This window comes from uncultured Tateyamaria sp. (genome assembly GCF_947487805.1).
GTDB lineage: Bacteria > Pseudomonadota > Alphaproteobacteria > Rhodobacterales > Rhodobacteraceae > Tateyamaria.
Genome location: NZ_CANKXW010000001.1, coordinates 798191 through 822817, shown reverse-complemented (window position 1 = coordinate 822817; position 24627 = coordinate 798191). Strand labels below are relative to the sequence as shown.

Genomic DNA, 24627 nt, shown 5'->3' with positions numbered 1-24627 from the left:
AGGCCCCACGAGGGGGCCTTTGCTTTTGGGTCTGACGCGTCCCCTGTCGGGACCATTTTGCGGGCAAAACAATCCTGCCGGGGGGCCAGACTTCGCGAAAGCGAAGTCTACTTACATCATGCCGCCCATGCCGCCCATGTCGGGCATTGCGGGCGCGCCGCCGCCGTCTTTGGCGGGTTTGTCGGCAACCATCGCTTCGGTGGTGATCAGCAGGGCTGCGACCGATGCGGCGTCTTGCAGAGCTGTACGCACCACTTTTGCCGGGTCAATCACGCCGAAGGAGAACATGTCGCCATATTCTTCGGTCTGCGCGTTGAAGCCAAACGTGACGTCGTCGCTTTCGCGGATCTTGCCCGCAACCACGGCACCGTCCACACCGGCGTTCTCTGCGATCTGACGCAGGGGCGCTTCGATGGCCTTGCGCACGATCGAGATACCGACGTTCTGGTCGTTGTTGGCGCCTGTCAGACCTTCGAGGCCCTTGGCAGCTTGCACCAGAGCGACACCGCCGCCCACGACAACACCTTCTTGAACAGCTGCACGTGTCGCGTTCAGAGCATCGTCCACACGGTCCTTGCGCTCTTTCACTTCGACTTCGGTCATGCCGCCGACGCGGATCACGGCAACACCGCCAGCCAGTTTGGCCACGCGCTCTTGCAGTTTCTCACGGTCGTAGTCGGAGGTGGTTTCCTCGATCTGGCCACGGATCTGTGTGACACGGGCTTCGATCTCGTCCTTGGAGCCCGCACCGTCGATGACGGTGGTTTCGTCCTTGGTGATCTGAACGCGCTTGGCGGTGCCCAGCATGTCCATGGTCACGGATTCCAGCTTCATGCCCAGCTCTTCGGAGATCACCTGACCGCCGGTCAGAATGCCGATGTCCTGCAGCATGGCCTTGCGGCGATCGCCGAAACCGGGTGCTTTGACGGCTGCGATTTTCAGGCCGCCGCGCAGTTTGTTGACAACCAGAGTTGCCAGCGCTTCGCCTTCGACATCTTCAGCGATGATCAGCAGGGGTTTCTGCGACTGGATCACTTGCTCCAGCAGCGGCACCATGGGTTGCAGCGACGACAGTTTCTTTTCGTGCAGCAGGATCATGCAGTCTTCGAGCTCGGCGGTCATCTTGTCCGCGTTGGTCACGAAGTAGGGGCTCAGGTAGCCACGGTCGAATTGCATACCTTCGACGACGTCGGTCTCTGTTTCCAGACCCTTGTTTTCCTCGACGGTGATGACACCCTCGTTGCCGACCTTCTGCATCGCGTCCGCGATCTGCTGGCCGATGTCGGATTCGCCGTTGGCCGAGATGGTGCCGACCTGGGCAACTTCGTCGCTGTCGGACACAGGGCGGGCGGCCGCCTTGATCGCGTCGACGACCTTGGCTGTCGCCAGATCGATACCGCGCTTGAGGTCCATCGGGTTCATGCCTGCGGCAACCGATTTCATGCCTTCCTTGACGATGGCCTGGGCCAGAACAGTTGCGGTTGTCGTGCCGTCGCCTGCTTCGTCATTGGTGCGGGAAGCAACTTCCTTCACCATTTGTGCGCCCATGTTCTCGAACTTGTCTTCCAGTTCGATTTCCTTGGCAACCGACACACCGTCCTTGGTGATGCGGGGCGCGCCGAAGGATTTGTCCAGAACCACGTTACGGCCTTTGGGGCCCAGCGTGACTTTGACGGCGTCTGCGAGGATGTTCACGCCGGACAGCATCCGGTTGCGGGCATCCGTGTCGAATTTGACGTCCTTAGCCATGATATTTCTCCTTTGAGAATGTCGTAGTCGTAGGGTGCGCAGTCACTGCGCACCATGCGTCAGGGCTCGATTACTCGATGATCCCCATGATGTCGGATTCTTTCATCATCAGCAGCTCTTCGCCGTCGATGGTGACCTCGGTGCCGGACCATTTGCCGAACAGCACCTTGTCGCCGGTTTTCACACCCATCTCGATCAGCTCTCCGCTGTCTTTGCGGGCGCCGGGGCCTGCGGCCACGATTTCGCCTTCGCTGGGCTTTTCCTTGGCGCTATCGGGGATGATCAGTCCGCCAGCGGTTTTCTCTTCGCTTTCCGTGCGGCGTACCAGCACGCGGTCATGAAGCGGTTTCAATGCCATCTTTGCAGCTCCTTAAGGCTCAAAGTTTCTCCCTCGGGGCCGGTTTCGACCCCGTTAGCACTCAGTAGGCCTGAGTGATAACGACGGGTAGTTAGGCAGAGCCGGGACCCGAGTCAACGCCCGCGCGCGCCCGGACATCGAAAATTCTCGCAAAATTTTGCGCATCGGCCGCATAAACCTTTGGCCTACACGCTGCGGCATCCGTCGCAAGGCCGATTCCGGTGCCTGCGCTGGCCCCACATCTCCATCCCAGCCGCAACGGTGCGGCGTAACATGACCACACAGGAGAAACCCATGACAACTTTCGTAAAATCCGCCGCCCTGACCGCCCTGCTGGTGCCTGCCGCCGCCCTTGCCGGTCTCGATGTCGGTGCCAGTGTCGGCACGACCGAAGCCGATATCCGCGCGGCACTTACCGAGATGGGCTATACCGTGCAGGAGATCGAGGTCGAAGACGATGAGATCGAGGCCGAGGCAACCCTCGAGGGCGTGGCCTATGAAATCGAAATCGCGGCCAGCACCGGCCTGATCACCGAGATCGAGCTGGAGGATGACGAAGACGACGCAGACGACTAAGCTGCGCAGATCACACGGCCGCCCGGCCCCGTTCGGGCGGCCTTTGCACTACATGGAAGACCACATGCCGACACGTCGCACCATCCTCTGGGCTCTGTTCACGCTTCAGGCGCTGTGTTGCGCCTATTTCCTGGCCGACATCTTTTTCGATCTGGTTCTGCCGGCGCAGACAAATACGCTGGCCGACAGCGACGCGATCGAGGCCATCGTGACCATCGCACTGTTTTTCGGGCTGGCTTTTACCGGGTCGGAACTGCGCCGGATGATGCGGCGCGAGGACCGCATCAATGACCAGCTCAAGGTCGCTTCGGGGGCCTTTGCCGATCTGCTGGAAGTCCGGTTTGACGAATGGGGCCTGACAGAGGCCGAGCGGGCCGTCGCGGTTCTTGCCCTCAAGGGATATTCCGTGGCCGAGATGGCCGAACTGCGCACCACGGCGCAGGGCACGATCAAGGCGCAGTGCGCCGCGCTCTATCGCAAGGCCGACGTGTCGGGGCGGCTGCAATTGCTGAGCCTGTTTCTCGATGACCTGATGGCCGACACGCTGATGCCTGCCTAGCCGCCCAGCACATCGCCCGACGCGGCGACGGCCTCTGCACCTTTGGGAGACAGGCCGTAGACGCCCTTGTCGACCTTTTCGAACCAGCCATAGTGGTCGTCGCGCATCATCGTGGTGGCGCGGGCCACACCGGTTTCGCGGGCCACATCCGCGCCTTTGCTCGCGCCCACTTCGAACAGGTACATCGCCAGTTTCAACGCGTCCTGACGGTAGGCGGTGATCAGCCCCACGCGGGTCTGGCCGCCATCGTTGGGATCCCCCACTCGGCCCGCGAATTCCTTGAGCAACTGCCCCTGACGCTTGGTGTTCTTGCGCGGCGCATAAGGCCCCGGATCGCAATGCACCTGCACCAGCCCGTCCGACCCGCGCACCGTCATCAGACCGATCCCGAGGCGGCGGCACAGGCGGGTCATGTCCTTGACCGACTTGAGGAACCGCTTTCCCTTGCCGCGCGCGACGGCCATGTAGACGTCATCCGTCACCGACAGGCGCGCCACGCATTGATGCACAAGCGTCAGGGAAAACCCCAGCTTCAACTCGACGATCACCGGCGGCTCGGCCCCGCGCAGGGCCACAACATCGGCGGCGCCGACCTCGGACTTCACCACATATCCCTGCCCTTCGAGAAAGGCTTTGACGGGCGGGTAAAGATCGGTTTCGCGCTCGGCCACGTCGGTCTTCTCTGGTCTGTTGCGGGCCGCGCAAGGAAACCCCACGCGCGGCCCGCTGGCAAGGGACTAGCGCCCCCCGGTGCGCCCCGGAAAGCGCGGTGGCCGCCCGCCACGCACTTGGGTACGCAGGTGCTGGCGGTCCGGTTGCGTCACGGCGGGTCGTGTTGCACCCGGCTTGGCGGGGGTAGACACAACTCGGGTGTCGCCGCGCGTGCGGCGTTTGCTGGTTTTTCTGGGCATATGGTGCCTCGTGGGTCTGAAATCTTGGAACATGCAGCGCAATGCGCCACGGATCACATCACCCGCGCGGGGCGGGTCAGGCGGACTTGTCCATTGTCAGATCACTCCTCTCTGAAGGGCGCGCATCAGGGGCGCGGGAACGGGCGTGCGGTCAGGCCAGTTTGTCCATGTGCAGGGCACTCCTTTTCAGATGGCGGCAACGGTATCTGGCCGGGCCGCCATGCGTCAAGCGCATACCGCGACATTTGGACAGGAACACCCCCCGTGACACGGCCACACACCTTGTTATAAGGGCGCAAATTTCATACCCGCCCGAAGGACGCATTCACATGACAACGCTTGTATTTGGCCACAAATCCCCCGACACCGATTCCACCGGATCGCCGATCATCTGGTCGTGGTACCTCAACGAGATCAAGGGCGTCGAAGCCGAGCCCGTGCTGCTGGGTGAGCCGAACACCGAGGCGGCGTTTGTGCTGCAAAAATGGGACCTGCCCAAGCCGCGCATCATCAATGCCGTGGACGCCGACCAGCCGGTCGTGATCGTGGACACCAACAACCCCGCCGAATTGCCCGACGCCATCAACGATGCCGACATCACGGCCATCATCGACCACCACAAGCTGGTGGGCGGCCTTGAGACCAAAGGCCCCATCGACATCCGCATCGAGCCGCTGGCCTGCACCGCCACCATCATGTGGAAGATGATCGGCAAGGACATGGCGCAGATGCCCACGGGCGTGAAAGGCGCGATGCTGTCCTGCATCCTGTCTGACACGCTGGAATTCCGGTCGCCCACCACGACACAGGAAGACACCGCGATTGCCCATGATCTGGCCAAGGATCTGGGCGTCGACATTTCGGCCTACGCGTCCGAGATGTTCGAGGCGAAATCCGACGTATCGGCGTTTTCCGATGCGGAACTGCTGCGCATGGACAGCAAGGAATATGCTGTGGACGGCACGCAGTTCCGCGTCTCCGTTCTGGAAACCACCGCGCCCAAGCTGGTGCTGGACCGCAAGGACAGCCTGATGGCGTCCATGGTTGATGTGGCGAAAGAGGACGGCGCGGACGAGGTTCTGCTGTTTGTCGTCGACATCCTGAACGAAGAGGCCACCATGCTGATCCCCAATGACCGGGTGAAAGGCGTGGCCGAGAAAAGCTTTGACGCGACCGTGACCGGCGACACCGTGGTCCTGCCCGGCATCATGAGCCGCAAGAAACAGATCATCCCGAACCTGAAGGTCTGAGGATGTGGGCGGGGCACGTCCCTGCCCTAGATCAACATGCGGCGCGTGGCGTCGCGCTGCGGGCGGGCCATCGGTCCGCCTGACTTTTTTGAACCGGAGTGACAGATGACCCAGATCGTTTCCTCGCTTGCCGAGATTTCCGACCGCTATGACGCGCTGTTCGTCGACCTGTGGGGGTGCGTGCACAACGGTGTGCATGCCCTACCCGAGGCGGTCGCTGCCTTGCAGGCCTATCGTGCAAAGGGCGGCAAGGTCGTGTTGGTCACCAATTCGCCCCGCCCCCGCGCTGGCGTGACCAAGCAGCTGGTGCATTTCGGCGTGCCGGATGACGCGTGGGACACCATTGCGACCTCGGGCGACAGTGCGCGCGCGGCGATGTTCCGTGGCGTGGTCGGCTCGCGGGTCTATTTCATAGGGCAGCCGGGGGAAGAGAAGTTCTTTGAGCCCATCGGCGTGATCAAGGAACCCATCGACGTCGAGATGGTGCCGCTGGAACAGGCGGAGGGCATCGTGTGCACCGGTCCGCGCGATCCCATGGCTGACCCGGATACGATGCGGCCCGAGTTCCTGATGGCCAAGCAGCTGGGTCTGAAACTGCTCTGCGCCAACCCCGACATCGTGGTGGACCGGGGCGAGGTGCGCGAGTGGTGCGCCGGCGCTCTGGCACAGCTTTATACCGAGATGGGGGGCGAAAGCCTCTATTTCGGGAAACCGCACCCACCGATCTACGATCTGGCGCGGCGGCGGTTGTTCGAACTGGGCGTGGACGTGCCCGACAGTGGCATCCTGGCCATCGGTGACGGGGTGCTGACGGACATCGCGGGTGCGATGGGCGAGGACATTGATTCCCTGTTCATCTCGGGCGGGTTGGCCGCGGAGGAGACAAAAACGTCGCACCAGCCGGATGCGGATGCGCTAAACGCTTATTTGCAAAAGGAAATGAGCGCGCCGACCTTTACGATAGGGCATTTGCGCTGACATTCTTTTCGCTTGATTTTCTGCGCGCGCAAAGTAATAACCTTGCGTGACAACCGCGATTGCGGTCAGAAAGTTACCGGAGCCTGACATGTTGGACAATCTGCCCCGCGGCACAATCTGCATCGAAGATATCGAGATGGGCATGACCCGCCACCTGCGCAAACAGGTGACGGACCGCGATATCGAGATGTTTGCCGAGGTGTCCACGGACCACAATCCGGTGCATATGGATGACGACTATGCGCGCGACACGATCTTTGCCGGGCGCATCGCGCATGGGATGCTGACCGCTGGTCTGATCTCTGCCGTGATCGGGGAGCAGCTGCCGGGTCATGGCACCGTCTATATGGGTCAGTCGCTGAAGTTTCTGGCTCCGGTGCGCCCCGGCGACATGGTCTATGCCGAGGTCAAGGTAATCGACATCGACTTTGCCAAGCGGCGCGTGCGTCTGGATTGCCATTGTTCGGTGGACGGCAAAAAGGTTCTGATCGGCGAAGCCACGGTGCTGGCACCCTCGCGCAAGTTCGACTGAAACCCCCCGCCGGTCGGTGGGAAACTGCATCTTGCCCTCGCCTGTGCGCGGGACTAGGCAAGGGCCATGAAGATCATTCGCGACTATCAGTTTGTGGACCCAAGTGATCGCGGCGCGAGCGTGGCGATCGGGAATTTCGACGGTGTGCATGTGGGCCACCGGACGGTGATCGACCTGGCACAGGCCGCAGCACCCGATGCCCCGCTGGGCGTGCTGACGTTCGAGCCGCATCCGCGCGAGTATTTCGCCCCCGACGCCCCGCCTTTTCGCCTGATGAGCCAGGCCGCGCGCGCCAGCCGGTTGGACAAGATCGGCATCCGCTATCTCTTTGAATTGCCTTTCCATTCTGGCCTTGCGGGCCTCAGCCCCGAAGAGTTTGCGCGCGACGTGATTTGTGACGGTCTTGGGTTGGCGCATGTGGTCGTTGGGGCGGATTTCTGCTTTGGCAAAAAACGCGCGGGCACGGCGCAGGATCTGGTGCGATTTGGCGAACAGATGGGGTTTGGTGTCACGGTGGCACCATTGCTGGCGCGGGGCGACAAGACGGTGTCGTCCACAGCCATCCGCACCGCATTGACCGAAGCACGGCCACGGGACGCCGCCGACATGCTGGGCCATTGGCACCGGATCGAAGGGCCGGTGATCGGCGGCGAACAACGGGGTCGCACGCTGGGCTATCCAACCGCGAACATGTCCATCGAAGGGCTGCATCCGCCAGCTTTTGGCGTTTATGCCGTTCTTTTCAATGTGTTGGACGGGCCACACAAGGGCGCGTATCACGGCGTGGCGTCGATGGGCGTACGCCCGATGTTCGGGGAAAACCTGCCCAATCTGGAAACCTATGTCTTTGATTTCTCTGGCGATCTTTATGGCGCGCCGGTGTCCGTGGCGTTGGTCGAGCATCTGCGAGGCGAGGAGAAGTTCGACAGCCTTGAAGCGCTGATTACCCAGATGGATGCCGACAGCGCGCAGGCCCGCGCAATTCTGGCCGCCCTATGAGCGATCCGATCCCCCGCGACGGGCTAAGCCCCCGGTTTTGGGAGAAAAAGCCGATCTCCAAACTGTCCCGCAAGGAGTGGGAGGCGCTGTGCGACGGGTGTGGCAAGTGTTGCCTGAACAAGTTGGAAGACGAGGACAGCGGCGAGGTGGCGCTGACCCGAGTGGCGTGCCGTCTGTTGGACGATGACACCTGTTTGTGCGCGCATTACGACACCCGCCACCAGTTTGTACCGGATTGCATCGTGCTGAAGCCGTCGAATATCGAGGACCACCTCTATTGGATGCCGCAGACCTGTGCCTATCGGCTGGTGTATCACCGTCAGCCGCTCTTTGACTGGCATCCGCTGATCTCCGGCACGCCGGACAGTGTGCATGCTGCGGGCGTGTCGATGCGCGGGCGGACGGTGAGCGAATTCGATGTGGCCGATGACGATTGGGAAGATCACATCATCGATGAGCCGACCTGAGCGGTCGGTCCGTTAACCGGGCCTTTGCGTGCATGCGACGGGCCGGAACCGGGCACGCAGGGCGCGTAACCGAGCAGTTTGCAGCCTGAACTGTACAGTTTGCGCGCCGCACGCGGAGCAGGTTTCGCAGCCATTTCGGTAAAATGTACAGTTTCGGGGCCAGACTGCACATTTCGGCCAATGCATTGATAAATCGTAAATAAAAGTGGTTAACGCGGGTCGATATGCCGCAGTGTTCAAGCCCTGCCCAGCAGGTCCAGCCAAACGGCGGCCACTGCGTCCGGATGGGTGATGGGCCCCATATGTCCCACATCAGGCAGCGTGATGTTCGTGGCGTTGGGCAAACGCCGCGCAATCGCGTTGTTCACGGGTGCGGCCATTTTGGACCGGGCCCCTGCGATCAGCAGCGCGGGCATGGTGGCGGCATCAAAGCGACCCGGACAAAGCAGGCCCGCGCTGTCGTCCACCAGAAACGGCGCGGAGTGCGTGACGAAATGGATGCGGTCGGCCATGTACTGTCGGGTCAGGGCGGGGATGTCATCCCAGGCCGGGCCCTCGGCCCATGTCGCGTTGAAGGCCCGCGCGGCGGCCTCGGTATTGCCCGCTGCGATGGCCGCGTCAAAGGTGGCCGTGTCCTGTTTGTAGCGGGGCAGAAACGTCGGGTCGTCGGCGATTGCAGGCGCGAAATAGACCGGCTCGTACATCGCCACGCTGCGCACGCGGTGGGGATGTTCGATGGCCAGCCGCAGGGCGACGGTCGCGCCAAAGCTGTGGCCGATGAGGTCGATGGGATCGGGGCCGATGTCACCCAGCACCGACAGGGCCATATCGGTGGCCGTGTCGTGCATGATCCCCTGCCCGTCCCAATCGCCGGACTTGCCGTGACATGGCAGATCGAAGGCGTGCAGGGTGAGGTGGTCGCCCATGTGCTGCGCCAGCCCGCGCCACGCGCCGGAATGGGCGAGCGAGCAGTGGATGGCCAGCACAGGCCGCGCGCCGGACCCGAAGGTCCGGCGGTGGATGTGTGGGATCACAGTTTGCCAGAGAGGTGCAGGTCGAGGTCTTCGATCTTGTCCTGACCCCAGAACCGCTGATCCCCGTCAACGATGTAGAAGGGCGCGCCAAAGGCCCCCTTGTCGATCGCCTCTTCGAGGTTGGCGGCATAGGTTTCCGCACCACTCAGCAGGCCGCTGTCGGCAAGGCTGGGATCGAACCCCGCGGCTTCGAGGCAGGATTTGACCACATCGTCCTGCGCGATGTCCTTATCCTCGGCCCAGACGGCGCGCAGCACACCCTGAACCAGCGCACCCAGATCCCCGCCGCCTGCGTTTTGCGCTGCGATGATGGCGTAGGACGAAGGTGCCGCGTTTGTGGGCCAGTGGGCGGGTTTCAGGTTGAACGGCATCTCGTATTTCTTGGCCTGCCGCACCAGTTCCTGCGCACGGTATTCGACGCGGTTGATATGCCGATCCTTGGGCGGTGTGCCGCCCGTGCGCGAGAACAGGGCCATGATGTCGAGCGGTTTGTAGGTGACGGTCGCGCCGTGCCGTTTGGCGACCTCTTCGAACCGGTTCCCGGCCAGGTAGGTGTAGGGGGACAGTGTCGCAAAGTAATAATCGATATGGGCCATTTAATCTCTCCGGTTCGGGGTCTTTGGTTTGGCGGGACGGTACGCGCGTGTTAAGCGGTGTCAACATCACGAATCTGTCACATTCGATGCTGCCCGGGGAAAACACATGCCGACAATCGAAGAACCGAAGCTGATTTCGGGCAATGCCAACCTGCCGTTGGCCAAGGCCATTGCACGGCGCATGTCGCTGCACCGTGGGGTCAATGTGGGGTTGGTCGATGCCCGTGTGGAACGGTTCAATGACGGCGAGATTTTCGTCGAAGTGTTCGAGAATGTGCGCGGCGAGGATATGTTCATCATCCAGCCGACGTCGAACCCGGCCAATGACAACCTGATGGAACTGCTGATCATGTGTGACGCGCTGCGTCGGTCGTCGGCGGCGCGCATCACGGCGGTGATCCCCTATTTCGGCTATGCCCGTCAGGATCGCCGGACCAAGGCGCGCACGCCCATTTCGTCCAAGCTGGTGGCCAACATGCTGGTGGGTGCGGGCATCGAGCGGGTGCTGACGATGGACCTGCACGCAGCCCAGATCCAGGGGTTCTTTGATATCCCCGTGGACAACCTCTATGCCTCGCCGATCTTTGCGCTGGACATCAAGACGCAGTTCGCGGGCCGCATGGACGAGTTGATGATCGTGTCGCCTGATGTGGGCGGTGTGGCGCGGGCGCGCGAGTTGGCCAAACGGCTGAACGCGCCCTTGTCGATTGTGGACAAGCGTCGTGAGAAACCCGGCGAGATTGCCGAGATGACCGTGATTGGCGACGTGAAGGACAAGGTGTGCCTGATTATCGACGACATGGTCGATACTGCGGGCACGCTGTGCAAGGCCGCCGAAGTGCTGGTCGAGAACGGCGCCAAGGAAGTGCATTCCTACATCTCGCATGGCGTGATGTCGGGCCCGGCGGTGGAACGTGTGACCAATTCGGTGATGAAGTCGCTGGTCATCACCGACAGCATCCAGCCCACTGATCCGGTCAAATCCGCACCGAACATTCGCATCGTGCCTACGGCTCCTGTGTTTGCGCAGGCGATCCTGAACATCTGGCACGGCACGTCCGTGTCGTCCCTGTTCGAGGCCGAGACGCTGTCGCCGATCTATGACGGGATGTATGCCGCCGAGTGACGCCTACACGGCGTGGGGCAGCAGGGCGTTGACCTCATCCCGGTAGGGCGTGGCCCCGGCGGGCAGGTCCGGCACGATCACCGCATCCTTGTACCGCAACTGTTTGCGCAGCACCGGGATCAGCCGCCCGAAGGCCGCCGCCAGCGATGGGTCGGGCGCGGGCAGGTCGTGTTTGACGATCTCGTGCAGCGCCGGCAGGTGGTAGTAGGGCACCATCGTGAACATGTGATGTTCGACGTGGTAGTTCATGTTCAGATAGATAAAGCGGCTGACCGGGTTCATCAGCACGGTGCGGGTGTTGAGCCGGTGGTCGGACACGTTTTCCGCCATGCCCAGATGTTGCAGCACGCCCGTCATCACCCGGTGCCACGCGCCGTAGAACGCAGGCAGCCCGATCACCATCAGCGGCAGGATCGACCCCATCCAGAGCGCCAGCAACAGCGTTGCGCCGTGCAGGGCCAGATGAATGCGGGCCACGCGGGTGATGCGCGCGCGGTCGCCCTCGCGGACATAGGTTTCCTCGCCCGGATGCAGCCGGCCCCGCGCGTGCAGGACCATGCGCCGGATCATGTGCCAGCCATCGACCAGTCCGAACACGTTCAGCATCAGCAGCCCCAGATCCGGCGGGCGCATCGCCTGAATTTCCGGGTCGCGCCCCACGACGATGGTGTCGGTGTGGTGGCGCACGTGGCTGTGCCGCCAGACGTAAGGATTGCGGAACAGCATGAAACTGGCGATGTGATAGACGGCGTTGTTCATCCACTCGGTCTTGAACGCCGTGCGGTGGCCGCATTCGTGCCAGCGCGCATCCGCGCCCGAGCCGTACATGACCCCGTAGACGAACCAGAACGGTGCGGACCACCACGACGGCCAGAGCGCGATGCCAATTGCGGCGCAGACCGCCATGATCCCCAGCCACAGCAGCGCATCGCGCCCCGCAATCGCGTCGGATTTCTGCATCAGCGCCCGCATGGCGTCCTTGTCGACCTGCGGGCGGAACCAGTTGGGCGTTTGCAGCGCGGGCGTGCTGTCGGTGAGGGAATAGCGCGTGTCCATACCCCGGACGCTAGAAAACACGGCAGGCCCGGTCAATCATTTCGCGCAGGTTCCGAACGGGCTGGACACCTTTGGCGGCTTGGCGGAATATCACGGCAACCACATGGGGAGACATCGCATGAAGACCTTTCTGACCGCCACCATCCTGAGCCTCGCCGCCACCGGCGCCTTTGCGGCAGGCCACTGCGCTGCGGGCAAGACGCTGACCGACGGGACGCTGACCATCGCAACGGGCAACCCGGCCTATTACCCTTGGGTGCTGAACGACGCGCCCGAAGCGGGCGAAGGGTTCGAGGCCGCCGTGGCCTATGCGCTGGCCGAAGAGATGGGATTTGCCGCCGACGCGGTGACATGGGTGCGCACGTCCTTTGACGAGGCGATCCAGCCCGGCGCCAAGAATTTCGACCTGAACATGCAGCAATATTCCATCACCGCAGAGCGCGACAAGGTGGTCGACTTCTCGGCCCCCTACTACACCGCGCCGCAAGCGGTGATGACCACGACGCCCGTGGTCGAAGGCGGGGCGACCGCCACGATGGAGAGCCTCAAGGGCCTGAAATGGGGTGTGGTTGCGTCGACCACCGCCCTGCCCGTGGTGATGGAACAGATCCAGCCGAGCCAGAGCCCGCTGGTCTATGACGACAATGCCAACATCACCGCTGCGATGAAGGCGGGCCAGATTGATGCCGCCCTGTTCGACCTGCCCACGGCGCTGTTCACGGCCGCGGTGCTGATGGACAATGGCGTGGTGCTGGGCCAGTTCGACCCCGCAGCCGCAGAGAACCCGGACCAGTTCGGCATGTTGATGCCCGAGGGCTCCGCACTGAAGGCCTGCGTTGACGAGGCACTGGCGGCGATGACCGAGAACGGCACGCTGGCGGCCATCGAGGCGCAGTGGCTGCAAGAGGCAACCGGGGTTCCGCTGATCAAGTGACACGGCGCGCGGCTTACGAGGCGCGGCAGAAACGCCGCGCCAACATGATCGCAGGGGTCAGCACCGCCATTGTGCTGGCCCTTGTTGTGTTGCTGGTCCCGCTTGCTCCGGGGTGGGAGGCGGTGCGGTCGTCGTTCTTTAACGGCGAGGTGTTTGTGCGGGTGTTTCCGGACCTCTTGCGTGCCTTTGTGTTGGATGTCGCCATCTTTGCGTGGTCGGTGCCGTTGATCTTTGCGCTGGGGCTGGCGATTGCGCTGGCGCGGGGCAACACGAACCCCGCCCTGTTCCCGTTGCGCATCTTTGGCGCGGTCTATGTCGATCTTTTCCGCGGCATTCCTGTGGTCCTGCTGGTCTATCTGGTGGGGTTCGGCATCCCCGGTCTGGGCCTGCCGCGCCCGTGGAATTCGCCCTATATCTGGGGCACTGTCGCGCTGGTCCTGACCTATTCGGCCTATGTGGCCGAGGTCTTGCGGTCGGGCATCGAAAGCATCCATGCCAGCCAGCGCAACGCCGCGATTTGCCTGGGGCTGAGCGAGCGGGACACGATGCGTTATGTTATCCTGCCCCAGGCCATTCGCCGCGTGGTGCCTGCGAACATGAACATGCTGGTGGCGTTGCAAAAGGATGTGGCGCTGTTGTCCTTTATCGGCCCTGTCGAGATTTTGCGGCAGGCGGGCATTTTCAAATCCCTGCTGGCGAATTTCACGCCCTATGTGGCGGCGGCGGTGATCTTCCTGTGCATCACCGTGCCCGCGACGCGCTATGCCGATTACCTGATGAACCGGGACCGCGATGCCAGATCCTAGATTATCCCTGCGCGGTGTGACCAAGAGCTTTGGCGAGGTGCAGGTGCTGCGCGGCATCGACATGGACATCGCACCGGGCGAGATGGTGTGCCTGATCGGGGCGTCCGGGTCGGGCAAATCCACGCTTTTGCGCTGCATGAACGGGCTGGAGCCGGTGGATGACGGCGCGGTTTTGCTGGATGGCGTGGACATCGCCGAGCCGGGCTTTGACCTTGGCCCCATACGCCAGCGCATTGGCATCGTGTTCCAGTCGTTCAACCTGTTCCCGCACATGACCGCCTATGACAACGTGGCGCTTGCCCCCCGCCGGGTGCTGGGCGAAGACGCGCGCGCGCGGATCGAGGCGCTGTTTGCGCGGTTTGGTCTGGCGGATCATATGGCGAAATACCCCGACCAGTTGTCGGGCGGGCAGCAGCAACGGGTGGCGGTGATCCGGGCGCTGGCGATGCGGCCTCAGACCATGCTGCTGGACGAGATCACGTCCGCCCTCGACCCCGAGTTGGTGGGCGAGGTGCTGGATGTGCTGCGCCAGTTGCGCGATGACGGCATGACGATGGTGCTGGCCACGCACGAGATGGCATTCGCACGTGAGGTAGCCGACCGCGTGGTGTTCATGGATCAGGGTGTCGTCGCCGAGGAAGGCACGCCGGAGCGGATATTCTCCGCCCCTGCGCGCGACCGGACGCGCCAGTTTCTGGCCAGCGTCCTGCGCTAAGGTGGTTCAGTCGTCGCGGCCGGGCTCGGTCGGGTCGCTGGAAAAGATCGCAATTTTGTTGCCCTGCGGGTCGCGCAGATAGCTGACATAGAAATGTGCGCCGTAAGAGGCACGGAACCCCGGCGCCCCTTCGTCCGATCCGCCCGCGGCCAGAGCCGCGGCATGGAGGTCCCTGACCTGTTGCTGGCTGCGCGCCTCAAAGGCCACCATGGATCCATTGCCCGCAGAGGCAGGGCGGCCGTCGAAGGTTGGCTTGACGTAGAACTCGGGCAGGACGGAAGGCTGGCCCTCTGGCACAGGCAGCGCATAGCTCAATCCTTCGGGCCCGGTGTCGAGCCCATAGCCCAAGGCGGGCAGAAACGCGTCGTAGAACCGCTGCGCAAGGTCGAGATCATCGACGCCGACAGTGACATAGGAAATCATGATGTCCGTCCTGTTCTTGCATAGGGCGCCGGTCGCGCACGACCTGACCCTAGTACAGGTCCCAATCGTCAGCCTGGCGCAATTCACCCATGGCCATCCATGCCAGGCGCACCCGCGCCACGCGCGTATCGCCCCAGGTCCGGAATACGAGATCGAACCCGTCCCGTGTGATCGTCTCGGCAGAGACATCCGCGCGCAAGGCAGACCCTGTATCCACATCCCACATGGAGATCGAGACATGCACATGCGGATCTGCGCGGAAAGGTTCGGAAAAGGCGATGCGCCGCCTGCGTTCGCGTTGCCCACGACCTGTCCACATCTCGCCCCCGTCTTCGAAGTCGGAGAACAGAACCGTATCGCCCTGGTCGATACCTATCAAATGGTTACGCAGTCGTTTCATTGGGTCGTCTTCTTGGCCGTCACAGGGTGGTAACACGTCAGAACGGCAAAATAAGGTCCAAAAAGTGAAAAAGGCCCTGCAAAATGCAGAGCCTTGTCCAAAATCATGTTTCGTCCGGTGTGGATCAGAGATTGGGCTGCTTGGAGCTGAGCCCGATTTCGGATCCGACGGCGACCATGTCAGCCAAAAGCTTGGCCGCATCGTCAACCAGGCCCGCGTCGGTCTGTGCGGCGGCCTTGGCACGGTCATAGCTGTCCTGCGCCTCGTCCATCATGCTGTCGAGATCACCTTGGGTGATGTCGGCGCGCGCGACGGCACGCTCGGCCAGCACGGAGACGCCGGACAGGCCAATCTCTGCAAAGCCGCCTGTGACGACAAACTCATGGGTCGTGCCACCGGCGTCGACCTTGAGCACACCGGGGCGCAGCGTGGTGATCGTGGGGGCATGGTCGGCCATCACGGTCATGTCGCCATCGGCACCGGGGATCTGGACAGATGTGGCCTCCATCGACGCAAGGCTGCGCTCGGGCGATACCAAATCAAATTGCATGTCTGCCTCCTATTTGGGTGGTGGGCAGATTGCCCACCCTACCCTTGGGCGTTGTCGTAGGGTGGGCAATTTGCCCACCACACGTCTTAGGCTGCGTCGGCGGCCATTTTCTCGGCCTTGGCTTTCACCTCATCGATGCCGCCAACCATGTAGAAGGCGCCTTCGGGCAGGTGGTCATATTCGCCAGCAACAACAGCCTTGAAGGACGCAATCGTGTCCTCAAGCGGCACCTGCACGCCGTCAGAGCCCGTGAACACCTTGGCCACGTCGAAGGGCTGGGACAGGAAACGCTGGATTTTCCGGGCACGTGCCACGGTCAGCTTGTCCTCTTCAGACAGTTCGTCCATGCCCAGAATGGCGATGATGTCTTGCAGCGACTTGTAGCGTTGCAGGATCTGCTGCACGTCCGAGGCCACCTTGTAGTGCTCTTCCCCCACAATCTGCGGGTCCATCAGGCGCGAGGAGCTGTCGAGCGGGTCCACAGCGGGGTAAATACCGAGCTCGGAGATCGCACGGGACAGAACGGTTGTCGCGTCCAAGTGGGCGAATGTTGTCGCAGGCGCGGGGTCGGTGAGGTCGTCCGCAGGCACGTACACGGCCTGGATCGAGGTGATCGAACCGGATTTGGTCGAGGTGATCCGTTCCTGCATCGCGCCCATGTCGGTGGCCAGCGTCGGCTGGTAGCCCACCGCCGAAGGAATACGACCCAGAAGGGCCGACACTTCGGAACCCGCTTGGGTAAAGCGGAAGATATTGTCGACGAAGAACAGAACGTCCGTACCAGAAGCATCGCGGAACTGCTCGGCCAGTGTGAGACCGGTCAGGGCCACACGGGCACGCGCTCCGGGAGGTTCGTTCATCTGACCGTAAACCAGGGCCACTTGGGACTCTTCGAGGTTGTCGGGCTTGATCACGTTGGATTCGATCATCTCGTGATAGAGGTCGTTGCCCTCACGGGTCCGTTCCCCCACACCGGCGAACACGGAATAGCCCGAGTGCACTTTGGCGATGTTGTTGATCAGTTCCATGATCAGAACGGTCTTGCCCACACCGGCACCGCCGAAGAGGCCGATTTTACCGCCCTTCGAGTAAGGAGCCAGCAGGTCAACCACCTTGATGCCGGTCACGAGGATCTCGGACTCGGTCGCCTGTTCGGAGAAGGCAGGGGCGTCCGCGTGGATCGGGCGGCGTTCCTCGGCCTCAACCGGGCCGCCTTCGTCAACGGGCTCGCCGACGACGTTCAGGATACGGCCCAGTGTTTTGGGACCAACGGGGACCATGATCGGGCCGTCTGTGTCCACAACTTCCTGACCGCGGACCAGCCCTTCGGAGCTGTCCATCGCGATGGTGCGGACGGTGTTTTCGCCCAGGTGCTGCGCCACTTCCAACACCAGCTTGTTGCCGTTGTTGTCGGTGGTCAGAGCGTTCAGAATTTCCGGCAGGTGGTCATCGAACTGCACGTCGACGACGGCCCCGATCACCTGTGTAATTTTGCCTTTAGCATTTGCCATGTTTCGTCTCCGGTTCTCTTACAGCGCTTCCGCGCCGGAAATAATTTCGATCAGCTCGTTCGTGATCACAGCCTGACGCGAACGGTTGTACTGAATGGTCAGTTGGTCGATCATGTCGCCCGCGTTGCGGGTGGCGTTGTCCATCGCGGACATCCGGGCACCTTGCTCGGATGCACCATTTTCCAGCAGGGCCGAAAAGATGGATGTGGCCACGGCCCGCGGCAGAAGGTCGGCCAGGATGGCCTCTTCATCCGGCTCGTAGTCATAGAGCGTCTCACCCGCTTCGAACCCTTCGGGGATCGCGAACGGGATGATCTGTTGGGCTGTCGGGATCTGCGTCACGACGTTCTGGAAACGCGCAAAGAAGATCGTCGCCACGTCGAATTCGCCCGCATCAAAGCGGCCCAGCACGTCCTTGGCCACGCCCTGCGCATCCGCGTAGGACATGCGTTTGACGTCGGACATGTCCACGTGACCGACGAACAGATCGCCAAAGTCGCGCTTGAGCTGGTCACGGCCCTTCTTGCCGACGGTCAGGATCTTGACCGTCTTGCCCGCGCCTTGCAGTTCCAGCGCCTTTGCGCGCGCCAGCTTGGCGATGTTGGTGTTGAAACCACCGCACAGGCCGCGTTCGGACGTCATCACAACCAGCAGATGCACCTGATCCGACCCCGTGCCCGACAAGAGCTTGGGCGCGCTGTCAGAGCCAGCCGCCGCCGAAGCCAGCCCCGCCATCACGGCAGTGAACCGTTCGGCATAGGGACGCGACATTTCGGCAGCTTCCTGTGCCCGCCGCAGTTTTGCGGCGGCCACCATTTGCATGGCCTTGGTGATCTTGCGGGTCGACTTGACCGACTCGATCCTGTTTTTCAGGTCCTTGAGATTTGGCATTGCCCGATCTCCTTATGCGAAGGTCGAAGCGAACTCGTCGAGGACCGCCTTCATCTTGTCGACGTTCTCGCCGCCCTTGAACTTGGGGTCTTCGTCCGCGATCCACTTGAGGAAATCGGCTTTTTGCGACCGCAGGAAGCTCAACAGACCCGCTTCGAACTCACCCACGCGGCTGACGGGGATGTTGTCGAGGTAGCCGTTGGTGCCTGCAAAGATGGTGCAGACGATTTCGGCGTTGGTCAGTGGCGAATATTGCGCTTGCTTCATCAGCTCGGTCAGGCGTGCACCACGGTTCAGCAGCTGCTGTGTGGCTGCATCCAGATCAGAGCCGAACTGGGCGAAGGCCGCCATTTCGCGGTACTGGGCGAGCGACAGTTTCACGGGGCCAGCAACGGACGACATCGCGTCTGTCTGGGCCGAAGAGCCAACGCGGCTTACCGACAGACCTGTGTTCACGGCGGGACGGATGCCCTGGTAGAACAGTTCGGTCTCAAGGAAGATCTGGCCGTCGGTGATCGAGATCACGTTGGTCGGAATAAAGGCCGACACGTCGCCGCCCTGGGTTTCGATGATCGGCAGGGCCGTCAGCGAACCCGCACCGTTGTCTTCGTTCAGCTTGGCCGAACGTTCCAGCAGGCGGGAGTGGAGATAGAAAACGTCGCCGGGATAGGCTTCACGTCCGGGCGGACGACGCAGCAGCAGGGACATCTGGCGATAGGACACGGCCTGTTTGGACAGGTCATCATAGATGATCAGCGCGTGGCGGCCATTGTCGCGGAAGTGTTCCGCCATGGAGGTCGCGGCATAGGGTGCCAAGAACTGCATGGGCGCCGGGTCCGACGCGGTCGCGGCCACAACGATCGAGTATTCGATCGCACCGGATTCTTCGAGCTTTTTCACCAGCTGCGCCACGGTCGAACGCTTTTGGCCAACGGCCACGTAGACGCAGTAGAGCTTCTTGCTCTCGTCGTCGCCTGCGGCATCGTTGTAGGATTTCTGGTTCAGGATCGCGTCCAGAGCAACGGCGGTCTTGCCGGTCTGACGGTCACCAATGATCAGTTCGCGCTGGCCACGGCCAATCGGGATCATCGCGTCGACGGCCTTGAGGCCGGTCGCCATCGGCTCGTGCACCGATTTACGCGGGATGATGCCTGGCGCTTTGACGTCCGCAACCGAACGCTTTGTCGCGCCGATGGGGCCTTTGCCGTCCAGCGGGTTGCCCAGACCGTCCACAACGCGGCCAAGCAGTTCGTCGCCCACGGGCACGTCCACGATGGAGTTGGTGCGCTTGACTGTGTCACCTTCTTTGATGTCACGGTCAGAACCGAAGATAACCACACCGACGTTGTCGGTTTCGAGGTTCAAGGCCATGCCCTGAATGCCACCGGGGAATTCGACCATCTCACCGGCTTGGACATTGTCGAGGCCGTAGACGCGGGCAATACCGTCGCCCACGGACAAAACGCGGCCCACTTCGGCCACTTCTGCTTCCTGACCAAAGTTCTTGATCTGGTCTTTCAGGATCGCAGAAATCTCTGCTGCTTGGATACCCATTTATCCGACCTCTTTCATTGCATTCTGGAGGGAAGCGAGCTTGGAGCGGATCGACGTGTCGATCATCTTCGAGCCCACTTTTACGATCAAACCGCCGATGAGGCTTTCATCGACGGAAGCATTGATGGTGACGTCCTTGCCCATGCGGGCCTTAAGCGTCTTGGCGAGCTTGTCGCTCTGTGTCTTGGTCAGCGCCTTGGCGGATGTGACGTCTGCGGTCACTTCGCCCTTGTCCTCGGCGATGATGTCGCGCAGCGCCTGCACCATGTGCGGCACCACGAACAGGCGGCGTTTGTCCGCCATCAGCGCGAGTGTGTTTGTCATCAGCGTGCTCAGGCCCGCCTTCTTGGCGATGGCTGTGATCGCGGCACCCTGCTCGTCACGGCTGTAGACCGGCGAATTGATAAGCGCGTTGAAATCGGCGCTGTCGGCCATGGCGGCGCTCAGCGTTTCAATATCGCCTTCGAGGCTCTTGATGGCCTTGCCGTCTTTGGCAAGCTCGTAGACAGCCGTGGCATAGCGCGCGGCAATGCCTGTGGAGATCGAAGCTGGTTCGGACACGTCCACCCTTTCGATGTCTGGCCCCGGTTGCCGCACTGCCGTGTGGTGCCGGGGGCGTTGGTTCGCCTTGATGAGGCTCAAGGCGGCAAAATCAGGGGGGATGTAGCAGAGGGTTTGTCACCCCGCAACATGTGTTCGTGAACGGGTGTTCAGGGGGTTTTTGAACGTTTTCAGAAGGTTAACAAAAGTGCGACCCTTTGGCCCGCCCAAAACGGGCGAAAACTGTCACAAAACGCGACCCTTTGGGTGCGATTCCTGTGCATTTCCCGCCGAAATCCGTCGGGCGGTGTGTCGTGCAGAATATCCGCCCGGCTGTCCGGTCAACTTGACTCTGACCCGCGTCAGTCGCACGCTGGTGGTGTTTGGTACCATCTGGGGGACACATTATGGGTCCGGTTGCACTGCTCGCTCTGCTGTCAGGCGCATTGTTCATGACCGCCGCGGACGGGTCAGATCCTGAGCCCGTCGAAGACCCCGGCATGGAGAAGGATCCCGTTCTGCCGGGTCCCGATCCGCAGGATCCGGGCGACGACATCGGCGCCACATTTGACGCCACCGCAGAGGGGATCACGATTGATGTGGGCGACGACGAGACCGGTCGCCTTGCCTCGATCATCTATGTCGATACCGAGGATGACCCCGACAACTTTATCCAGACCCACGAGGCGCGGTTCTATCTGGTGCCAGAGGATACGGACTGGTCCGCCGCCAGTTGGGAAACGCAGAACGACATTCCGGGCGCGTCCTCGACCAATTTCGAGCTGGACGATTTCGAGGAGACCTTTGGGCTTGAACTGCTGGGCACGGTTCCGCTGGGCACCGAGGGGTTTTCGGTCTTTCCCGAACAGGGCAAGATGGCGGACCGTTTGCCGGACGTTACAGCCAATCGCGACCTTGAGGTCTATTACCTCGAGGCCAATACGGACGGCGATGATCTGATCACCTTCCTGCCCGAGGATTTCGTGGTCACGCAGAACGGCGTGCCGGAGGTCGAAGTTGACGCGAACACAACCGGCACCGCCGGGTCGGACTGGTTCACGACGGGGGCGGACGGCATCGCAGTGGATGGCGCGGGCGGCGATGATGTTCTCTATGGGCCCAATGCGAATGTCTCGCTGGATGGTGGCGACGGGGACGACCTGATCCGGGCGACCGGCGCGGACGTGGTAGTTGAGGGTGGCGCGGGCAATGACAGCCTTGATGCGGCGTCCGGCACGGTGACGGGCGGTGCGGGCGATGACAGCATCAGCCTGCATGAAGGCACAGCGCGCGGCGGCGCGGGTGATGACAGCATGGTCAGCTATACAGATGCGGCTGCCGACCTCTTTGGCGAGGAAGGCGACGACCGGTTCACCATATTCGGCGAAGGGTCGCGGGCCTTTGGCGGAGCGGGCGATGATTTCATCGGGGTGAATGCCGGTGCGGCCGCATTTGGCGAGGCCGGGAATGATCACCTGCAAGTGGAATCGGGCGCGACGGCAGAGGGTGGCGCGGGCGATGACCTCTTTACCGTCTGGAACCAGTTCCGCGACGAAGATGGCCCGGCCACTGTCACTGGTGGCGACGGCGCGGATACATTTGATGCCCGCGTGTGGAATGCCGTGAACGGCACGGCGGACGACATTTATATGGAAGTGACCGATTTCGATCCCGCAGAGGACGTTCTGGCGGTGGGTGTCTTCCAGACCACCGGGGTCGAGGTCGACACGGTCGTGGTAAGCGAAGCCGCCGATGGCAGCTTTTCCGACGTGACGGTGACCTATACCGCGCGTGCGGGTCAGGATCCGGGCATTGCCGTCATCCGCCTGTCGGGCACCACGGGGATGACCGCCGATCAGGTGGTGGTGCTGGCATAATGGGGCTCCGGGCGGCGATGGCGCTTGTCCTCTGCGGATCAGCAGCGCAAGCGCAGTCTGCGCCGGATATCGCGGCGCCGCTTTTCTACCTGACGCACGGGATCAATTGCGTGCCGAAGGCAGGCAAGGTCGTCACCGGGCAGGACACGGTGGACGGCGAGATCATACAATACGAATCCAAAGGGTTGCCGATCCTGATCCAGACCACCCGGGTCCCGGCCAAGGTCGGCATCTCGATGATGACCGCCTTTGGCGTGCACCCGGACACCCCGCCCGGCGTGCTGACAGCCACAGTGACCCACCCGCCCATGGGTGCGCAGAACACGACGCACCAGACGTGGCAGATCGATATCAAGGGCGGGGACCAGAAGGCCATGGGCTACCTGCTCGAAGATACGTTCGAAGAGGTCACCGGCCCGTGGGTCTTTACGCTGCATCTGGAGGGCGCGGCGGTGATGCGCTCCGTCTTTTCCCTCGTGCCGCCCGACGATGCGCCCGAGGTGATGGACCGCTGTTTCCCGGATGTTGTGCCCGGATCCTAGAACCGACCGGCGATGGGCGCAGTCACGCCTTGCGGCACAGCCTCGCGGCGCGCTTTGGCGCGGTTGACCTTGCCCTTGGGCGGATAGACCAGCTTGGACGCCTCGACCATGAACGCGCCCCCTGCGAGCATCCCCGGCATCATGCGGCCCACACGTTCGAACATCTTGGCCGATTTCATCCAGACCCGTTTGCCCGACGGCATCTGATAAAGCGCGCCCATATGGCGTTCCGGCAGGAACTGGTGTTTGCGCAACTGCGTCTCAAGCTGCCCCGCCGAATAGGGCCGCCCAAAGCCAAAAGGCGTGCGGTCGCGGCGGCTCCAGAGGCCCGCACGGTTGGGCACAATAAAGAGCGCCTTGCCGCCGGGGCCCAGCACACGCCACGCTTCTTCCAACAGATCATAGGCGCGTTCGGACGTCTCGAGCCCGTGCAGCACCACCAGCTTGTCCACGTGCCCGGTTTCGATGGGCCACAGCGTTTCCTCGATCAGGACGGACACATTGGCCTGATCCGCGGGCCACGGCATCACCCCCTGCGGGCCGGGCATCAGCGCCATCACGCGCCGCGCATCCGCGAGATAGGGTCGCAGCAGTGGCACGGCAAAGCCGAACCCCGCGACCGTCTGGCCCTTGGCCTCGGGCCAGATCTCCAGCATGCGCCGCCGGAGCGACGCCTGCGCCGCCCGTCCCAGCGCGCTGCGATAGTAGAAGTTGCGCAAATCCTGCACGTCCAGATGCATTGCCTTGGTCCACAGCCCTTGCCCTGACGACGCACCCGCGCCACCTTTGGTATGATCCTAGCCGAAGAAAGCGCAATTGCCATGCCCCTCGACATCCGCACGATCCCCTGCCTTGACGACAACTATGCCTATCTGGCCCACGATCCGGAAACAGGCGCCACCGCGTTGATCGACATCCCCGAGGCAGCGCCGATCCTGAAGGCGCTGAAGGATCTGGGCTGGACCCTGTCGGACATCCTGATCACGCATCACCATTATGATCACATCGACGGGCTGGCAGACGTGCTGCGCCAGCATCCCGCCCGCGTGATCGGGGCCGCGGCGGATGCGCACAGGTTGCCCGCGCTGGACGTCAAGGTGGCCGAAGGCGACACGGTGCAGGTGGGATCAGAAAGCGGCACCGTGATCGACGTGTCAGGGCACACGGTGGGGCACGTGGCCTTTTACTTTGCCGGATCGGCGGCGGTGTTCACCGCCGACAGCCTGATGGCACTGGGATGCGGGCGCGTGTTCGAAGGCAGCAAACCGCAGATGCACGAGAGCCTGCAAAAGCTGGCCGCCCTGCCCGGCGAAACGGTGGTCTATTCGGGCCACGAATACACCGCCGCAAATGCGCAATTCGCCCTGACCATTGATCCGGACAACGCAGCCCTTATATCGCGGGTCCGGGAGGTGACGGAAAAACGCGCATCGCACCTGCCCACCGTCCCCTCGCTGCTGTCCGAAGAGCTTGCGACCAACCCGTTTCTGCGCGCCCACGATCCCGCGATCCAGGCCCATTTGGGCATGACCGGGGCAAACGCCGTCGACGTGTTCACCGAAATCCGCACCCGGAAGGACAACTTCTGAGACAGCGGGGACCGGTCACGCCCAAAACGCCAACAAAAAACAGCGCACACGCCAGTTTGTGAGCCGATGTGCAAAGAAAAGCCTTGAAGCTGCGCGTTGTTCAA

At 62.4% G+C, this 24627-nt stretch carries 28 protein-coding genes; 14 read left to right on the top strand and 14 right to left on the bottom strand.

The annotated features are described in order from the left end of the window. Nucleotides 1-111: 111 nt before the first annotated feature. Both groL and Q0949_RS04215 read right to left on the bottom strand, forming a co-directional pair. A complete protein-coding gene (groL, locus tag Q0949_RS04220) occupies nucleotides 112-1752 on the bottom strand; it encodes a chaperonin GroEL (RefSeq protein ID WP_299369494.1) in 1641 nt (546 codons plus the stop codon). Between the two features lie 67 nt (nucleotides 1753-1819). Continuing rightward, on the bottom strand, nucleotides 1820-2107 hold the full coding sequence (locus Q0949_RS04215; protein ID WP_299368936.1) for a co-chaperone GroES: 288 nt from the start codon (nucleotides 2105-2107) through the stop codon (nucleotides 1820-1822). A 294-nt stretch (nucleotides 2108-2401) separates the two neighbouring features. Between Q0949_RS04215 and Q0949_RS04210 the strand changes: the two genes are divergently transcribed. Both Q0949_RS04210 and Q0949_RS04205 read left to right on the top strand, forming a co-directional pair. Continuing rightward, nucleotides 2402-2683, top strand: coding sequence for a PepSY domain-containing protein (locus Q0949_RS04210; protein ID WP_299368935.1), 282 nt, complete (start codon nucleotides 2402-2404; stop codon nucleotides 2681-2683). 64 nt (nucleotides 2684-2747) lie between these two features. Further along, nucleotides 2748-3242: a hypothetical protein gene (locus Q0949_RS04205; protein WP_299368934.1), complete on the top strand. Its 495-nt coding sequence runs from the start codon at nucleotides 2748-2750 to the stop codon at nucleotides 3240-3242. On the opposite strand, the gene Q0949_RS04200 is transcribed toward Q0949_RS04205, so the two are convergent. Beyond that, complete coding sequence (locus Q0949_RS04200; protein ID WP_299368933.1) at nucleotides 3239-3913, bottom strand: DUF2161 family putative PD-(D/E)XK-type phosphodiesterase; 675 nt, start codon at nucleotides 3911-3913, stop codon at nucleotides 3239-3241. The genes Q0949_RS04205 and Q0949_RS04200 overlap by 4 nt on opposite strands. 569 nt (nucleotides 3914-4482) lie before the next feature. On the opposite strand from Q0949_RS04200, the gene Q0949_RS04195 reads away from it, so the two are divergent. The 5 genes from Q0949_RS04195 to Q0949_RS04175 all read left to right on the top strand — a co-directional run bounded on the left by Q0949_RS04195 (nucleotide 4483) and on the right by Q0949_RS04175 (nucleotide 8379). Further along, the gene (locus Q0949_RS04195; protein ID WP_299295138.1) at nucleotides 4483-5403 is read left to right on the top strand and encodes a manganese-dependent inorganic pyrophosphatase; all 921 of its coding nucleotides are present in this window, start codon (nucleotides 4483-4485) and stop codon (nucleotides 5401-5403) included. A gap of 105 nt (nucleotides 5404-5508) precedes the next feature. Next, complete coding sequence (locus Q0949_RS04190; RefSeq protein ID WP_299368932.1) at nucleotides 5509-6381, top strand: TIGR01459 family HAD-type hydrolase; 873 nt, start codon at nucleotides 5509-5511, stop codon at nucleotides 6379-6381. An 88-nt stretch (nucleotides 6382-6469) separates the two neighbouring features. Then, nucleotides 6470-6913, top strand: a complete 444-nt coding sequence (locus Q0949_RS04185) for a MaoC family dehydratase (protein ID WP_299368931.1) — start codon at nucleotides 6470-6472, stop codon at nucleotides 6911-6913. Between the two features lie 66 nt (nucleotides 6914-6979). Beyond that, a complete protein-coding gene (locus Q0949_RS04180; protein WP_299368930.1) occupies nucleotides 6980-7912 on the top strand; it encodes a bifunctional riboflavin kinase/FAD synthetase in 933 nt (310 codons plus the stop codon). Next, nucleotides 7909-8379 carry a YcgN family cysteine cluster protein gene (locus Q0949_RS04175; RefSeq protein ID WP_299368929.1) on the top strand — a complete coding sequence of 157 codons (471 nt, stop codon included), beginning with the start codon at nucleotides 7909-7911 and terminating at the stop codon, nucleotides 8377-8379. The genes Q0949_RS04180 and Q0949_RS04175 overlap by 4 nt, the downstream gene beginning before the upstream one ends. A gap of 236 nt (nucleotides 8380-8615) precedes the next feature. On the opposite strand, the gene Q0949_RS04170 is transcribed toward Q0949_RS04175, so the two are convergent. Further along, a complete protein-coding gene (locus Q0949_RS04170) occupies nucleotides 8616-9413 on the bottom strand; it encodes an alpha/beta hydrolase (protein ID WP_299368928.1) in 798 nt (265 codons plus the stop codon). Continuing rightward, nucleotides 9410-10009: a 2-hydroxychromene-2-carboxylate isomerase gene (locus tag Q0949_RS04165; RefSeq protein WP_299368927.1), complete on the bottom strand. Its 600-nt coding sequence runs from the start codon at nucleotides 10007-10009 to the stop codon at nucleotides 9410-9412. Before Q0949_RS04165 ends, Q0949_RS04170 begins: the two co-directional genes overlap by 4 nt. Before the next feature lie 106 nt (nucleotides 10010-10115). Between Q0949_RS04165 and Q0949_RS04160 the strand changes: the two genes are divergently transcribed. Beyond that, the gene (locus Q0949_RS04160) at nucleotides 10116-11135 is read left to right on the top strand and encodes a ribose-phosphate pyrophosphokinase (protein WP_299368926.1); all 1020 of its coding nucleotides are present in this window, start codon (nucleotides 10116-10118) and stop codon (nucleotides 11133-11135) included. 3 nt (nucleotides 11136-11138) lie between these two features. Here Q0949_RS04160 and Q0949_RS04155 read toward each other — a convergent pair whose 3' ends face one another. Next, a complete protein-coding gene (locus Q0949_RS04155) occupies nucleotides 11139-12191 on the bottom strand; it encodes a fatty acid desaturase (protein ID WP_299368925.1) in 1053 nt (350 codons plus the stop codon). A gap of 118 nt (nucleotides 12192-12309) precedes the next feature. Here Q0949_RS04155 and Q0949_RS04150 point away from each other — a divergent pair, with 118 nt between their 5' ends. The 3 genes from Q0949_RS04150 to Q0949_RS04140 are packed head-to-tail and all read left to right on the top strand — an operon-like array spanning nucleotide 12310 to nucleotide 14646. Then, the gene (locus Q0949_RS04150) at nucleotides 12310-13125 is read left to right on the top strand and encodes an ABC transporter substrate-binding protein (RefSeq protein WP_299295149.1); all 816 of its coding nucleotides are present in this window, start codon (nucleotides 12310-12312) and stop codon (nucleotides 13123-13125) included. A 44-nt stretch (nucleotides 13126-13169) separates the two neighbouring features. Then, nucleotides 13170-13931 carry an amino acid ABC transporter permease gene (locus tag Q0949_RS04145; protein WP_299369492.1) on the top strand — a complete coding sequence of 254 codons (762 nt, stop codon included), beginning with the start codon at nucleotides 13170-13172 and terminating at the stop codon, nucleotides 13929-13931. Next, nucleotides 13918-14646: an amino acid ABC transporter ATP-binding protein gene (locus Q0949_RS04140; protein WP_299368923.1), complete on the top strand. Its 729-nt coding sequence runs from the start codon at nucleotides 13918-13920 to the stop codon at nucleotides 14644-14646. The genes Q0949_RS04145 and Q0949_RS04140 overlap by 14 nt, the downstream gene beginning before the upstream one ends. 6 nt (nucleotides 14647-14652) lie before the next feature. On the opposite strand, the gene Q0949_RS04135 is transcribed toward Q0949_RS04140, so the two are convergent. The 7 genes from Q0949_RS04135 to Q0949_RS04105 form a co-directional block, all read right to left on the bottom strand. Further along, the gene (locus Q0949_RS04135; RefSeq protein ID WP_299368921.1) at nucleotides 14653-15069 is read right to left on the bottom strand and encodes a VOC family protein; all 417 of its coding nucleotides are present in this window, start codon (nucleotides 15067-15069) and stop codon (nucleotides 14653-14655) included. Between the two features lie 49 nt (nucleotides 15070-15118). Next, nucleotides 15119-15469: an H-type lectin domain-containing protein gene (locus tag Q0949_RS04130; RefSeq protein WP_299368920.1), complete on the bottom strand. Its 351-nt coding sequence runs from the start codon at nucleotides 15467-15469 to the stop codon at nucleotides 15119-15121. 124 nt (nucleotides 15470-15593) lie between these two features. Beyond that, the gene (locus Q0949_RS04125; RefSeq protein ID WP_299368918.1) at nucleotides 15594-16019 is read right to left on the bottom strand and encodes a F0F1 ATP synthase subunit epsilon; all 426 of its coding nucleotides are present in this window, start codon (nucleotides 16017-16019) and stop codon (nucleotides 15594-15596) included. Between the two features lie 86 nt (nucleotides 16020-16105). Then, nucleotides 16106-17530, bottom strand: coding sequence for a F0F1 ATP synthase subunit beta (atpD, locus tag Q0949_RS04120; protein WP_299368916.1), 1425 nt, complete (start codon nucleotides 17528-17530; stop codon nucleotides 16106-16108). 18 nt (nucleotides 17531-17548) lie between these two features. Then, on the bottom strand, nucleotides 17549-18421 hold the full coding sequence (locus Q0949_RS04115) for a F0F1 ATP synthase subunit gamma (RefSeq protein WP_299368914.1): 873 nt from the start codon (nucleotides 18419-18421) through the stop codon (nucleotides 17549-17551). Between the two features lie 12 nt (nucleotides 18422-18433). Beyond that, the gene (atpA, locus tag Q0949_RS04110; protein WP_299368912.1) at nucleotides 18434-19975 is read right to left on the bottom strand and encodes a F0F1 ATP synthase subunit alpha; all 1542 of its coding nucleotides are present in this window, start codon (nucleotides 19973-19975) and stop codon (nucleotides 18434-18436) included. Then, on the bottom strand, nucleotides 19976-20536 hold the full coding sequence (locus Q0949_RS04105) for a F0F1 ATP synthase subunit delta (RefSeq protein WP_299368910.1): 561 nt from the start codon (nucleotides 20534-20536) through the stop codon (nucleotides 19976-19978). A gap of 386 nt (nucleotides 20537-20922) precedes the next feature. On the opposite strand from Q0949_RS04105, the gene Q0949_RS04100 reads away from it, so the two are divergent. Together Q0949_RS04100 and Q0949_RS04095 are read left to right on the top strand one after the other, a co-directional pair. Beyond that, nucleotides 20923-22392, top strand: a complete 1470-nt coding sequence (locus Q0949_RS04100; protein ID WP_299368908.1) for a hypothetical protein — start codon at nucleotides 20923-20925, stop codon at nucleotides 22390-22392. Next, nucleotides 22392-22934, top strand: coding sequence for a DUF3859 domain-containing protein (locus Q0949_RS04095; protein WP_299368907.1), 543 nt, complete (start codon nucleotides 22392-22394; stop codon nucleotides 22932-22934). Before Q0949_RS04100 ends, Q0949_RS04095 begins: the two co-directional genes overlap by 1 nt. On the opposite strand, the gene Q0949_RS04090 is transcribed toward Q0949_RS04095, so the two are convergent. Continuing rightward, on the bottom strand, nucleotides 22931-23674 hold the full coding sequence (locus Q0949_RS04090) for a hypothetical protein (RefSeq protein ID WP_299368905.1): 744 nt from the start codon (nucleotides 23672-23674) through the stop codon (nucleotides 22931-22933). The genes Q0949_RS04095 and Q0949_RS04090 overlap by 4 nt on opposite strands. A gap of 81 nt (nucleotides 23675-23755) precedes the next feature. Between Q0949_RS04090 and gloB the strand changes: the two genes are divergently transcribed. Beyond that, nucleotides 23756-24523, top strand: coding sequence for a hydroxyacylglutathione hydrolase (gene gloB, locus Q0949_RS04085; protein ID WP_299368903.1), 768 nt, complete (start codon nucleotides 23756-23758; stop codon nucleotides 24521-24523). The last annotated feature ends 104 nt before the right edge of the window (nucleotides 24524-24627 follow it).

Excerpts from the sequence above, each read along its gene's own strand:
- Q0949_RS04100 (WP_299368908.1), top strand. The coding sequence starts at position 20,923 with ATGGGTCCGGTTGCACTGCTCGCTCTGCTGTCAGGCGCATTGTTCATG.
- Q0949_RS04130 (WP_299368920.1), bottom strand. The coding sequence starts at position 15,469 with ATGAAACGACTGCGTAACCATTTGATAGGTATCGACCAGGGCGATACG.
- Q0949_RS04140 (WP_299368923.1), top strand. The coding sequence starts at position 13,918 with ATGCCAGATCCTAGATTATCCCTGCGCGGTGTGACCAAGAGCTTTGGC.
- Q0949_RS04090 (WP_299368905.1), bottom strand. The coding sequence starts at position 23,674 with ATGCATCTGGACGTGCAGGATTTGCGCAACTTCTACTATCGCAGCGCG.
- Q0949_RS04165 (WP_299368927.1), bottom strand. The coding sequence starts at position 10,009 with ATGGCCCATATCGATTATTACTTTGCGACACTGTCCCCCTACACCTAC.
- Q0949_RS04115 (WP_299368914.1), bottom strand. The coding sequence starts at position 18,421 with ATGCCAAATCTCAAGGACCTGAAAAACAGGATCGAGTCGGTCAAGTCG.
- Q0949_RS04150 (WP_299295149.1), top strand. The coding sequence starts at position 12,310 with ATGAAGACCTTTCTGACCGCCACCATCCTGAGCCTCGCCGCCACCGGC.
- Q0949_RS04145 (WP_299369492.1), top strand. The coding sequence starts at position 13,170 with ATGATCGCAGGGGTCAGCACCGCCATTGTGCTGGCCCTTGTTGTGTTG.
- Q0949_RS04160 (WP_299368926.1), top strand. The coding sequence starts at position 10,116 with ATGCCGACAATCGAAGAACCGAAGCTGATTTCGGGCAATGCCAACCTG.
- Q0949_RS04215 (WP_299368936.1), bottom strand. The coding sequence starts at position 2,107 with ATGGCATTGAAACCGCTTCATGACCGCGTGCTGGTACGCCGCACGGAA.
- Q0949_RS04175 (WP_299368929.1), top strand. The coding sequence starts at position 7,909 with ATGAGCGATCCGATCCCCCGCGACGGGCTAAGCCCCCGGTTTTGGGAG.
- atpA (WP_299368912.1), bottom strand. The coding sequence starts at position 19,975 with ATGGGTATCCAAGCAGCAGAGATTTCTGCGATCCTGAAAGACCAGATC.
- Q0949_RS04155 (WP_299368925.1), bottom strand. The coding sequence starts at position 12,191 with ATGGACACGCGCTATTCCCTCACCGACAGCACGCCCGCGCTGCAAACG.
- Q0949_RS04205 (WP_299368934.1), top strand. The coding sequence starts at position 2,748 with ATGCCGACACGTCGCACCATCCTCTGGGCTCTGTTCACGCTTCAGGCG.
- gloB (WP_299368903.1), top strand. The coding sequence starts at position 23,756 with ATGCCCCTCGACATCCGCACGATCCCCTGCCTTGACGACAACTATGCC.
- Q0949_RS04125 (WP_299368918.1), bottom strand. The coding sequence starts at position 16,019 with ATGCAATTTGATTTGGTATCGCCCGAGCGCAGCCTTGCGTCGATGGAG.
- Q0949_RS04210 (WP_299368935.1), top strand. The coding sequence starts at position 2,402 with ATGACAACTTTCGTAAAATCCGCCGCCCTGACCGCCCTGCTGGTGCCT.
- Q0949_RS04190 (WP_299368932.1), top strand. The coding sequence starts at position 5,509 with ATGACCCAGATCGTTTCCTCGCTTGCCGAGATTTCCGACCGCTATGAC.
- atpD (WP_299368916.1), bottom strand. The coding sequence starts at position 17,530 with ATGGCAAATGCTAAAGGCAAAATTACACAGGTGATCGGGGCCGTCGTC.
- Q0949_RS04185 (WP_299368931.1), top strand. The coding sequence starts at position 6,470 with ATGTTGGACAATCTGCCCCGCGGCACAATCTGCATCGAAGATATCGAG.
- Q0949_RS04180 (WP_299368930.1), top strand. The coding sequence starts at position 6,980 with ATGAAGATCATTCGCGACTATCAGTTTGTGGACCCAAGTGATCGCGGC.
- Q0949_RS04135 (WP_299368921.1), bottom strand. The coding sequence starts at position 15,069 with ATGATTTCCTATGTCACTGTCGGCGTCGATGATCTCGACCTTGCGCAG.
- Q0949_RS04095 (WP_299368907.1), top strand. The coding sequence starts at position 22,392 with ATGGGGCTCCGGGCGGCGATGGCGCTTGTCCTCTGCGGATCAGCAGCG.
- Q0949_RS04195 (WP_299295138.1), top strand. The coding sequence starts at position 4,483 with ATGACAACGCTTGTATTTGGCCACAAATCCCCCGACACCGATTCCACC.